Below are 11881 nucleotides of genomic sequence, written 5' to 3'. Positions count from 1 at the left end.
TTTCCTGGCAAGCTGCGGAATGTTCTTTTGTTGATTTTTCGCAATGAGGAACTGCTTTTCACGGGCGGGAAAACCCGATCAAGGGTGAGCATGTTGCCGTCTGCTGCTATCGTCGTCACGCTGTGCATCAGTCAGGTCGGCAGACGACATTCTCATCACCATCATACCGTGGATCAGTCGAGACCTATGAGACGGCGAATATCTGCAGCGGTAGCGCCTGCTGTTTTGAGTGCGGCAAGACCAGTGCTGCCTTCACTTTTCGAAAGCTTGCGTCCGTCAGATCCCAGGATCAGCCGGTGGTGATGATAGAGTGGGGCGGGCAGATCAAGCAATTGCTGCAGCAGCCGGTGGATGGCGGTCGCAAAAAATAGGTCCATGCCTCTTACAACATGGGTAATCCCTTGCAGTGCATCGTCCAGCACAACGGAGAGGTGATAGCTCGACGGCGCATCGGAGCGAGACAGGATAATGTCGCCCCAGACCGCGGGATCAACGGCAATTTCTCCCGTTTCACCATCACCGCTTTCTCGCCAGAACAGCGAAGCGCCCGCTGTTTCTATTGCCTTTTTCATATCCAGCCGCCAGGCAATCTGTCTTCCCGATGAGAGCAGTGCGGCGCGATCGGTCGTTGATCGCTCCCTGTCGATCGATGGATAGTGTGGCGCACCATCAGGATCGCGCGGCCAGATTTTGCCATCCTCTTCATGAGCCCTGACGAGCGCCTTCGTTTCGCCGCGACTTAAAAAGGCCGGGTAGGCCAAACCTGCGTTTATGAGGTTCTCAAGTGCACGGCGATATTCGTCGAAGTGCTCGGATTGGCGGCGAACCGGCTGCTCCCAATCGAGTCCAAGCCAATGGAGATCGTCGTAGATCGCTTCTTCGAAATCCGGTGTGCAGCGCGTCCGGTCGATATCCTCGATACGCAGCAGAAAGCGTCCCCCAGCTTCCAGAGCCATATCGTGGTTCAGGAACGCGGAGAAGGCATGTCCCAGATGCAAGGGACCGTTTGGGCTCGGTGCAAAACGATAAACAGGCTTTTGACGGGCGGGCGAAGGCATGGTTTCTTCTGCCATGTTTTGTAGCGCTTCGCCATCCGGCTTGAAATAAGCGCAGTCATGGTAGGCGCAAATGAAGATTATCAGGGGTATCGACGAGATCAGCGAAGGTCTTGATCATCTTGTGCGTCTCGATCCACATCTCCAGCCAGTCGTCGAAAAAGCCGGGTCGCTGGAACTGCGTCTTGCTGAGCCAGGTTTTGCGGGTCTGGCCCATATCGTCGTGTCACAAATGGTGTCCCGTGCCAGTGCCAACGCAATATGGGGCCGGATTGTCGCGGGAACGGGTAAAGTCACTGCGGAGAACTACCTTGCTGTCTCGTCAGAGCTGCGTGCCGGTTTTGGCCTTTCAGGCGCCAAGGCGCGCACGTTGGAAGGTTTGGCCGAGGCTGTCATAACCGGTGAGATCGATCTACAGGCTGTCAGTCGGATAGAGGCGCCTGACGCACTTGCACAACTGACAGCTTTACGCGGCATCGGTCCCTGGACGGCTGAAGTTTATCTGATGTTTTGCGGCGGACACCCCGATATTTTTCCGGTGGGGGATGTGGCTCTAAGAGCGGCGGTTGGACACGCGCTGGTGCTGGAGAACCGGCCGGAGGCAAAATGGCTGATGCAGCGTGCCGAGGTTTGGACGCCATGGCGATCAGTTGCGGCCCGTTTGTTCTGGGCATATTACGCCAGTGTCATGCGGCGCGATGCGATACCATTGCCTTGATCGTCAGTAGTCCACGATCTGATAGGGCAATGGGCCACGAGAACGGTGGTCGACATGCAGTTTGCGCTTCAATGGCGGCACGGCACGCTGCACGCAATCGACACGCTCGCAGACGCGACAGGACACACCAATGGGTTTGAAAGAGGAGGTGTTGGCGAGATCCAGCGTGTCAGCGTAGACGAAATTGTCCGCATGGGAAATTTCACAGCCCAGTGCGATGGCATAACGTGGTCTGTCGGCATCGAAACCGGCGCTTGCCTTCTCGATCTGTGTGGCGATGGACAGATAGCGCACCCCATCCGGTGTTTCGGCAAGCTGGCGAACGATGCGGTCAGAGCTTTCAAATGCCTGATGGATGTTCCACAGCGGACAGGCCGCACCAAAACGGGCAAACTGCAACTTTGTCGCACTGTGTCGCTTGGTAATGTTGCCGGCCCGGTCGATCTTGGCAAAAAAGATCGGGACGCCCTTCATGCCTGGCCGCTGCAGCGTGCTGAGCCGATGAGCAACCTGCTCCAGACTGGCGCCAAAACGCGCCGACAGCAGCTCCAGATCGTGACGTAGCTCTTCGGCCGCCCGGTGGAAGTGGCGGTAGGGCAGAACAAGCGCCGCGGCGAAGTAGTTATGAAGTCCGATGCGACAGATTTCTTTCGCTTCCGTTGTCCGCAAACCAGCATTCGACAAGACATTTTCGATTGCGTGACCGGCATCAAGCTGGGCGATCTGCAACGCCACCTGAAAGCTGCGCGTCGCAAGAGGCGCATAACCGTTAATTGTCAGCGTCTTTCGTTCTGGATCGAAGCGCCGGATCAGGGTGCCGGCTGCATCCGCTCTTTCAATGCGGATGGCATGGTTTTCACGCAGATGGGCAGAAAGGATGCCGTAGGTCTCACCGCCATCGATTTCCAGCTGGTTTGCCAGGTTCTCGGCAAGTGTGTCGATTTCATCGACATAGTTGTCAACAAAATGAAAGAAGTCTCTGACCTCCTCGTATGGCGTGGTTTCCACCTGAGAGGCACCTCGTCCCAGGCTTTCATCCAGACGAAGCAGTTGCTCGCTGTTCTGGCGATAGGCCTGATGGGCACGCAACAATGCGTGCGCGAAACCTGGGGCGTTTTGGGCGATTAGCTTCAATTCCTGCAAGCCTGGCTCGTAGTTCAGGAAAAGAGGGTCTTTCAGGGCTTCTCGGACGGCCGATACGAGGCGGTCACTCTCGCCCGCCGAAAGTTCGGCCATGTCGAGCTGAAATTTTTCCACCAGGGTAACGAGGACAGCCGCCGAAACCGGGCGCTGGTTGTTTTCGATCTGGTTTAGGTAGCTTGCCGAAATACCGAGCCTTTCTGCAAACTGTGCCTGCGTTGTGCGGGCGTTCTCGCGCAGGCTGCGCACTTTGCGGCCAATGAAGAGTTTTTCTGTCGCCATGTTTGCAACTTTGCAAATTTCAATATTGCAAATACTTATTGCACACATACGCACACGATCAAGCCTTCTTGGCAGCTTCATTCTCGGCTATTGATACCCTTGCAAATTGCGTGGAGGAAACATGTCAGGCATCATCGACCAACTGGAAGCCCGCCGAGCCGAAGCACGGATGGGAGGCGGCCAGAAACGCATTGATGCGCAACATGCCAAGGGCAAACTTACTGCCCGTGAGCGTGTCGAGGTGCTTCTTGATGAGGGGTCCTTCGAAGAATACGACATGTACGTCACGCACCGTGCGGTGGATTTTGGGATGGCGGACCAGAAGATCGCTGGTGATGGCGTTGTGACCGGCTGGGGGACTATCAACGGGCGGCAGGTTTACGTCTTTTCACAGGACTTCACCGTGCTCGGTGGCTCGCTTTCCGAAACGCATGCACAAAAGATCTGCAAGATCATGGATATGGCGGTTCGAAACGGCGCGCCTGTCATAGGTCTCAACGACAGCGGCGGCGCGCGTATCCAGGAAGGTGTTGCTTCCCTCGGCGGTTATGCCGATGTGTTCAAGCGCAATGTCGTGGCCTCCGGCGTCGTGCCGCAGATTTCGGTAATCATGGGGCCGTGCGCGGGCGGAGCGGTCTATTCTCCCGCCATGACTGACTTCATTTTCATGGTCCGTGATACGTCCTACATGTTCGTGACGGGACCGGACGTAGTAAAGACTGTGACCAATGAGATTGTTACGGCTGAAGAGCTTGGCGGTGCATCGACCCACACAAAGAAATCTTCGGTTGCTGATGGTGCTTATGAAAATGATATCGAGGCGCTGGAAGCTGTGCGCGCTCTTTTCGATTTCCTGCCGCTGAACAATCGCGACAAGCCGCCGATCCGTCCGTTTTACGACGATCCGGCCCGGCTTGAAGCGCGTCTCGATACACTGATCCCGGATAGTTCCAACAAGCCCTACGACATGAAGGAGCTGATCCACGCGCTGGCCGATGAGGGCGATTTCTTCGAGCTTCAGGAAGCTTTCGCCAAGAACATCATCACCGGTTTCATCCGTCTCGAAGGCCAGACGGTTGGTGTTGTCGCCAACCAGCCGATGGTGCTTGCCGGTTGCCTGGACATTGACAGTTCCCGCAAGGCAGCACGCTTTGTCCGTTTTTGCGATGCCTTCAACATTCCGCTCCTGACATTGGTCGATGTGCCTGGCTTCCTGCCGGGAACGGCGCAGGAATATGGCGGCGTGATCAAACACGGCGCCAAGCTGCTCTTTGCTTATTCGGAAGCGACCGTACCAATGGTCACGCTGATTACCCGCAAGGCTTACGGTGGTGCCTATGATGTCATGGCGTCGAAACATATTGGTGCTGATGTGAACTACGCCTGGCCGACAGCAGAAATCGCGGTTATGGGCGCAAAGGGGGCTGCTGAAATCCTCTACCGCTCAGAGCTTGCCGATCCAGAAAAGATTGCTGCCCGCACCAAAGAATATGAAGAGCGCTTTGCAAATCCCTTTGTTGCGGCAGAACGTGGCTTCATTGACGAAGTCATCATGCCACATTCATCGCGTCGTCGCATTGCGCGTGCCTTCGCTGCCTTGCGCAACAAGCAGGTCGAAACCCGGTGGAAGAAACATGACACGATACCGCTATGAAGAAGGCGACCTTTAAAAACGCTTCGGCAACCTTACTATAGTGATGTTGAGGCGTCCGGTTTGATCCGGCGCGGTCTTTCAGAAGCACAAGGACAGATTTCATGGCCGAGAATTCCCCCGCAGATAATTTCCCCGCCGGTTACGTGGTGCCGAAGGTCTGGACCTGGGACAAGGGCAATGGTGGTGCGTTTGCCAGTATCAACCGGCCGATCGCCGGTCCGACGCAGAAGAAGGAATTGCCTGTCGGCAAGCACCCCTTGCAGCTTTATTCGCTGGCAACACCGAACGGCCAGAAGGTCGGGATCATGCTGGAGGAATTGTTGGCTGCAGGTCACAAGGGTGCCGAATACGATGCATGGCTTATCAAGATCGGCGACGGCGATCAGTTTGGCTCCGGTTTTGTCAGCGTCAATCCGAATTCAAAGATTCCTGCATTGATGGATCACTCCACGCCGGAACCAACACGGGTGTTCGAGAGTGGCTCCATTCTGGTCTACCTCGCAGAAAAATTCGATGCGTTTCTGCCTAAGGAACACAAAGCCCGTACAGAAGCTTTGAACTGGCTGTTCTGGCAAATGGGCTCTGCACCATTCCTCGGTGGCGGTTTTGGTCACTTTTATGCCTATGCGCCGATCAAGATTAAATACGCCATCGACCGTTACGCGATGGAAGTGAAACGCCAGCTCGACGTGCTCGATCGGCATCTGGCTGAAAACCGCTATCTGGCAGGAAGCGACTATTCTATCGCCGACATGGCTGTCTGGCCCTGGTATGGCAAGATTGCACTCGGTCAGGCCTATGGCGATGCAGGTGCATTCCTTGAAGCGGACGGCTACAAGAACGTCATGCGCTGGACGCTGGAGATTGGCGAACGCCCTGCTGTAAAGCGCGGGTCCATGATCAACAAGACCTCTGGCGATCCGTCAGAACAACTGCATGAACGCCACGATGCCTCTGACTTCGATACGAAGACGCAGGACAAGATCGGCAAGGCATGATCAAAGCGCCTCTCGCAAACGTGCGATGGGTTTGGCGAGAACGGCGCGCAACGAAATAAAGCTGAAAGCATGTCGCGAATCTGAAAGACCGCGACATGCTCTAGAAGACGAAAAAGGGAAAGACCATGGCGAACCTGCCTGAAATGACCAAACATAGGGGATTTCCGTCCGGCATGCCGAGCACGGGTGTCCAGTTCACGATACGTCGCGCCAATCCAAAAGGGGTGACGCCTATCAAGATGATTCCGAGAAGGGCACGCAACGACACCAAGGAACACCGCATCGACGCTGCCTTCCTGCACTCGCTCTGGCATCATTTCGGTGCCGAACCATTCGAGCGCGGTAATCTCGATGCTGCCCGCCTCAACCTGCTATTTGGCCGTGAGGTCGTGGCCGCAGACAAGAACTTCGATCCGCTTTCATACCAGGCAATGCTGAGGATCGACGAACGTGTTGCGCGGCAGAATTTCCCGGAGTCTTTCGAGAACTTTTTCGAGATTTGATGTCGTTGCCCGCCAGCAAGGACCACGGTTCGATGTCGACAGACACCAAGTTCCTGAGTTTGGGCAGCGACATGGAAAACCGGTAACTCTGGTGGTCGATTATGACCGCATGCGTGCCGATGGTTACAGTTTTTATCATGCCGACAATGGTGTCTGGCTTGCCGATGCGGTTCCTGTCGCGAATTTCGCATTGACTGAAAATTACGTCGCGGGAGGCGACGGCAAATGATCAAGAAAATTCTCATTGCCAATAGAGGCGAAATCGCCTGTCGGGTTATCAAAACGGCGAAGAAACTGGGGATCGCCACAGTTGCGGTTTATTCCGATGCCGATGCCAATGCGCTGCATGTGAAAATGGCGGATGAGGCGGTCCATATCGGACCGGCGCCCTCTTCTCAGTCATATATCGTCATTGAGAAAATTCTCGATGCGATCAAGAAAACCGGCGCAGATGCCGTGCATCCAGGCTACGGGTTCTTGTCGGAAAATGCTGCATTCGCCGAGGCTCTGGAAAAGGCGGGCGTGACCTTTATCGGTCCACCGGTCGGTGCCATCAAGGCGATGGGTGACAAGATCACCTCCAAGAAGCTGGCGGCTGAAGCGGGTGTTTCGACCGTACCCGGCCATATGGATTTGATCGCGGATGCCGATGAGGCGGTGAGAATTGCTATCGAGATCGGTTATCCGGTCATGATCAAGGCATCTGCTGGTGGTGGCGGCAAGGGCATGCGCATCGCCTGGAATGATACGGAAGCACGCGAGGGGTTCCAGTCTTCGAAAAACGAGGCGAAGGCCTCCTTTGGTGATGATCGGATCTTCATTGAAAAGTTCGTGACCGAACCGCGCCATATCGAAATTCAGGTCTTGGGGGATAAGCACGGGACAGTGCTCTATCTCGGCGAGCGCGAGTGCTCCATCCAGCGTCGAAATCAGAAAGTCATCGAAGAGGCACCGTCTCCGTTTCTGGATGAGACGACACGCCGCGCGATGGGTGAGCAGGCTGTGGCGCTGGCCAAAGCCGTGGGCTATCACTCTGCCGGGACTGTCGAATTCATCGTCGATGGCAAGGCGAACAAGTTCTATTTTCTTGAAATGAACACCCGTCTCCAGGTGGAGCATCCCGTTACCGAGCTTGTGACGGGCATCGATCTGGTCGAACAGATGATCCGTGTCGCATCCGGAGAAAAACTGACTTTCCGTCAGGAAGAGGTGACATCAAACGGCTGGGCGGTCGAAAGCCGTCTTTATGCGGAAGATCCCTATCGTAATTTTCTGCCATCAATCGGCAGGCTGACCCGGTACCGTCCACCGCAGGAGGGATCTCGGGACAACGGTACCATTGTCCGCAACGACACCGGTGTTTTCGAGGGCGGCGAAATCTCGATGTATTATGATCCGATGATAGCAAAGCTCTGCACGTGGGCGCCGGATCGTCTAACTGCCATTGATGCAATGGCGGATGCATTGGATCGGTTTGAGGTCGAAGGCATCGGTCATAACCTGCCGTTTCTTTCTGCAGTCATGCAGCACGAGCGTTTCCGCGACGGCCGTCTGACGACCGGCTTCATAGCCGAGGAGTTTCCGGATGGCTTCACCGGGGTTGATCCTGACGAAGCGATGACACAAAAATTGTCGGCGGTAGCCGCTGTTATCCATCAGCGTCTCCAGGCCCGAGCAGTCGAGATTTCCGGTACCATTGGCAACCACCGCCGTATCGTTGGAAATGACTGGATCGTGTCGTCTGGTGTATCGTCAAACCACCGGGTCCGAGTTGAGGCAAACGCCGATGGAGGCATTGCCCGCTTCGAAGACAATGAGGCGCTGACAGTCTCTACCAGTTGGTTGCCGGGGCTGACACTCGGCCTGTTTAAAGTTGATGGTGAGGTTCTTGCCATTAAGGTTGATCTTACTGTTTCAGCCATTCGCCTTCGGCTGCAGGGTGTCGATGGGCTTTTCCGGGTCCGTAGCCCTCGCGTTGCAGAACTCGCGCAACTGATGCCGGAAAAGCTGCCACCAGATACATCGAAATTGCTGTTGTGCCCCATGCCCGGGGTCATCACAGGCATCTCTGTTCAGGAGGGAGAGGATGTCGAAGCCGGTCAGGCACTCGCGACCGTCGAGGCGATGAAGATGGAGAATATCCTTCGTGCTGAAAAGCGCGGACGCGTTTCAAAAGTTGCCGCCAAACCGGGTGACAGTCTCGCTGTGGACGAAATCATCCTGGAATTCGAATAGCTGGGAACGGATTTAAGGCGCGGGCGGTTGTCCCGGCGTCAACAGGGTCACGGCTGCACTTGTGGCAGGCCGTGAAAAACGCAGAGACGGCAGAAGGGATGAGGTGCATGTCCGACGAAAAGAAGCGCAACGACTGGCAGCTTCTTGCCGAAAAGGAACTGAAGCGTTCGCCCGATGATATTGTCTGGCATACGCCGGAGGGTATCGACATCAAGCCGGTTTATACGGCCAGTGACATTGCTGACGTAGCCCATCTCGATAGTCTTCCCGGGTTTTCTCCTTTTGTGCGCGGTCCTCGTGCCACCATGTATGCCGGTCGTCCCTGGACAATTCGCCAATATGCCGGTTTTTCGACGGCAGAGGCGTCCAACGCCTTTTATCGCAAGGCATTGGCTGCCGGACAGCAAGGCGTTTCGGTGGCTTTCGACCTTGCAACACATCGCGGTTACGACAGCGACCATCCGCGTGTTGAGGGCGACGTCGGCAAGGCCGGAGTGGCGATCGACAGTGTTGAGGATATGAAGATCTTGTTCGACGGCATTCCGCTCGAGAAGGTTTCTGTCTCGATGACCATGAATGGCGCCGTCATTCCGGTTCTGGCGAATTTCATAGTTGCGGGAGAGGAGCAGGGTGTTTCGCGTGCTGAGCTTTCGGGCACCATTCAGAACGACATTCTCAAGGAGTTCATGGTCCGCAACACGTACATCTATCCGCCCGAGCCGTCGATGCGTATCATTGCCGATATCATCGAATACACGGCGAAGGAGATGCCGAAGTTCAACTCGATTTCCATTTCCGGCTACCACATGCAGGAAGCTGGAGCGACGCTGGTCCAGGAACTTGCTTTCACGCTGGCAGATGGCCGTGAATATGTCCGTGCCGCACTCGCCAAGGGCTTGAATGTCGATGATTTCGCCGGCCGCCTATCATTCTTTTTCGCCATCGGCATGAATTTCTTCATGGAGGCGGCGAAGTTGCGTGCCGCACGTCTGCTCTGGTCGCGCATCATGGAAGAGTTCACCCCCCAAAAGCCATCTTCGCTCATGCTCCGCACCCATTGCCAGACATCAGGCGTATCGCTTCAGGAGCAGGATCCTTATAACAATATCGTGCGTACTGCTTTCGAGGCGATGTCCGCGGTTCTCGGTGGCACGCAGTCGTTGCATACCAATTCCTTTGACGAGGCGATTGCCCTGCCGACGGAGTTTTCGGCACGTATTGCCCGCAACACCCAGCTTATCCTTCAGCACGAGACCGGTGTGACCAAGGTTGTCGATCCCCTGGCTGGTTCCTACTATGTCGAGAGCCTGACGACAGAACTGGCAGAAAAAGCCTGGGCATTGATCGATGAGGTCGAAGCCCTTGGTGGGATGACCAAGGCTGTGGCCGAAGGCTTGCCCAAGCGACTGATCGAGGAAGCTGCGACCCGCCGTCAGGCAGCCGTAGACAAGGGCGAGGAGGTCATTGTCGGGGTCAACCGTTACAGACTTGAAACGGAAGACGAAATCGAGGTTCTCGATATCGACAACGCGGCTGTGCGGGCGGCGCAAGTTCGCCGGATTGCGGATACGAGGCGGCGTCGAAACGCCAAGGAAGCAGAATCTGCCTTGGCAGCTTTGTCCGAGGTGGCGCGCAGCGGAACGGGCAATATTCTCGAGGCTGCCGTGGTGGCTGCCCGGGCCCGCGCGACGGTCGGCGAGATATCTGATGCACTTCGCTCGGCCTACGGGGACCATGCGGCAGTTCCAGAAGTGGTCAGCGATATCTACGGTGAAGCCTATAAGAACGAGCCGGAGCTTGCTACACTCGCTGCCCGCCTTTCGGGCGTGGTGGAAAAGGTTGGCACCAAACCGCGCATCATGGTCGCCAAGCTTGGACAGGACGGACATGATCGCGGTGCGAAGGTCATCGCTTCGGCCTTCGGTGATATTGGTTTCGATGTGATTGCCGGGCCGCTGTTCCAAACCCCGGACGAAGCCGCTGACCTCGCCGTGAAGAACAGAGTGCATGTCGTCGGCATGTCGTCACTGGCGGCGGGGCACAAGACGCTTGCTCCGCAGCTTGTCGAAGCCCTTAAAGCCAAGGGCGCACAGGATATCATCGTGGTGGCCGGTGGGGTCATTCCGCGTCAGGACTACCAGTTCCTGCTCGACCACGGCGTTTCGGCCATTTTCGGACCGGGCACCAATGTCATGGATGCGGCCAACAAGGTGCTCGACCTTCTGGAAGGCATCCGCCGCAACGCGTGAGGAAACAGGAATGTTTGGAAAACTGAACCACATCGCCATCGCGGTGCCGGATCTCGATGCCTCCGTGGCGCATTACAGGGCACTCGGGGCTGCCGTGTCGGAACCGCAATCGCTGCCGGAACATGGCGTGACCGTCGTGTTCATTCAGGCCGACAATACCAAAATCGAGTTGTTGTATCCGTTGGGAGAAGGCTCTCCTATCGCTGCGTTTCTCGGCAGGAATCCAATGGGCGGTATGCACCATATCTGTTTCGAGGTGCCTGATATTTTGGTCGCCCGCGACGGTCTTGTTGCGAAGGGCATTCGTATTCTCGGAGATGGAGAACCCAAAACAGGTGCACATGGCAATCCGGTTCTCTTTCTACATCCCAAGGACATGTCGGGAGTGCTTTACGAACTGGAAGAAGTCAAATCCCCGCCGACACATGTCTGAAACACAACTGCCGTAGGGCTGCGTCGACTTAAGACATGCGCGTGAAATCGAATGTTCGTTTCCTTTCTTTTGACATTCGTTTAATTTTCGTTTTTATGGTTGCTGTCTTTCAACGGGCCGAGGAAATCGGCCCGGTAACGACGTGGAGGCAGCATGTCTGGCAAAAAAATATACGACATTTTCGTGATTGGCGGCGGCGTGAATGGCTGCGGGATTGCGCGCGATGCGGCAGGCCGTGGTTATTCTGTTGCGCTTGCGGAAAAGGGTGATTTTGCCTCTGGCACGTCGTCTGCTGCAACCAAGCTGATCCATGGCGGTCTGCGTTATCTCGAGCATTACGAATTCCGGCTGGTGCGCGAAGCGCTGATGGAGCGCGAGGTGCTGTGGGCGATGGCGCCGCACATCATCTGGCCGATGCGCTTCGTGCTGCCGTTCCAGAAAGGCGGCGTGCGCCCGGCCTGGCTGATCCGGCTCGGCCTGTTTCTCTATGACCACCTGGGTGGCCGCAAGCTGTTGCCGGCGACGAAGACACTCGACCTGCGCCGTGATGTGGCCGGCAAGCCGCTGAAGCCGGTGTTTGCCACGGCATTCGAATATTCCGACGGCTGGGTCGA

Annotated in this window: 11 protein-coding genes; 9 read left to right on the top strand and 2 right to left on the bottom strand. The window is 56.1% G+C overall.

Features of this window, described 5'->3' with window-relative positions; translation table 11 throughout:
• Positions 1-173 precede the first annotated feature (173 nt).
• Positions 174-1073, bottom strand: coding sequence for a tRNA glutamyl-Q(34) synthetase GluQRS (gene gluQRS, locus ACIQT8_RS06465; RefSeq protein ID WP_400964440.1), 900 nt, complete (start codon positions 1071-1073; stop codon positions 174-176).
• 55 nt (positions 1074-1128) lie between these two features.
• Between gluQRS and ACIQT8_RS06460 the strand changes: the two genes are divergently transcribed.
• Positions 1129-1773: a DNA-3-methyladenine glycosylase family protein gene (locus tag ACIQT8_RS06460; RefSeq protein WP_400964438.1), complete on the top strand. Its 645-nt coding sequence runs from the start codon at positions 1129-1131 to the stop codon at positions 1771-1773.
• 3 nt (positions 1774-1776) lie between these two features.
• On the opposite strand, the gene ACIQT8_RS06455 is transcribed toward ACIQT8_RS06460, so the two are convergent.
• On the bottom strand, positions 1777-3195 hold the full coding sequence (locus ACIQT8_RS06455; protein WP_400964436.1) for a short-chain fatty acyl-CoA regulator family protein: 1419 nt from the start codon (positions 3193-3195) through the stop codon (positions 1777-1779).
• Positions 3196-3316: 121 nt separating this feature from the next.
• Between ACIQT8_RS06455 and ACIQT8_RS06450 the strand changes: the two genes are divergently transcribed.
• From ACIQT8_RS06450 to ACIQT8_RS06415, 8 genes are all read left to right on the top strand, one after another.
• Positions 3317-4849: an acyl-CoA carboxylase subunit beta gene (locus tag ACIQT8_RS06450; protein ID WP_400964434.1), complete on the top strand. Its 1533-nt coding sequence runs from the start codon at positions 3317-3319 to the stop codon at positions 4847-4849.
• A gap of 101 nt (positions 4850-4950) precedes the next feature.
• The gene (gene yghU, locus ACIQT8_RS06445; protein WP_400964432.1) at positions 4951-5847 is read left to right on the top strand and encodes a glutathione-dependent disulfide-bond oxidoreductase; all 897 of its coding nucleotides are present in this window, start codon (positions 4951-4953) and stop codon (positions 5845-5847) included.
• 125 nt (positions 5848-5972) lie between these two features.
• Positions 5973-6350 (top strand): hypothetical protein, encoded by a 378-nt coding sequence (locus ACIQT8_RS06440; protein ID WP_138795892.1) that lies wholly within the window; start codon positions 5973-5975, stop codon positions 6348-6350.
• Positions 6298-6579: an RNA 2'-phosphotransferase gene (locus ACIQT8_RS06435; protein WP_400964430.1), complete on the top strand. Its 282-nt coding sequence runs from the start codon at positions 6298-6300 to the stop codon at positions 6577-6579. The genes ACIQT8_RS06440 and ACIQT8_RS06435 overlap by 53 nt, the downstream gene beginning before the upstream one ends.
• Complete coding sequence (locus ACIQT8_RS06430; protein ID WP_400964428.1) at positions 6576-8585, top strand: acetyl-CoA carboxylase biotin carboxylase subunit; 2010 nt, start codon at positions 6576-6578, stop codon at positions 8583-8585. The genes ACIQT8_RS06435 and ACIQT8_RS06430 overlap by 4 nt, the downstream gene beginning before the upstream one ends.
• Positions 8586-8692: 107 nt before the next feature.
• Positions 8693-10834 carry a methylmalonyl-CoA mutase gene (gene scpA, locus ACIQT8_RS06425; RefSeq protein ID WP_400964426.1) on the top strand — a complete coding sequence of 714 codons (2142 nt, stop codon included), beginning with the start codon at positions 8693-8695 and terminating at the stop codon, positions 10832-10834.
• A gap of 10 nt (positions 10835-10844) precedes the next feature.
• Complete coding sequence (gene mce / locus ACIQT8_RS06420) at positions 10845-11267, top strand: methylmalonyl-CoA epimerase (protein WP_138795896.1); 423 nt, start codon at positions 10845-10847, stop codon at positions 11265-11267.
• A 153-nt stretch (positions 11268-11420) separates the two neighbouring features.
• Positions 11421-11881: FAD-dependent oxidoreductase (locus ACIQT8_RS06415; protein WP_400964423.1), on the top strand; the 461-nt coding region annotated here is incomplete at its 3' end.

Origin of the sequence: Agrobacterium sp. NPDC090273 (assembly GCF_044772305.1) — a bacterium.
In the GTDB taxonomy this organism is placed as follows: domain Bacteria; phylum Pseudomonadota; class Alphaproteobacteria; order Rhizobiales; family Rhizobiaceae; genus Agrobacterium.
This window is presented reverse-complemented; position numbering and strand designations above follow the sequence as displayed.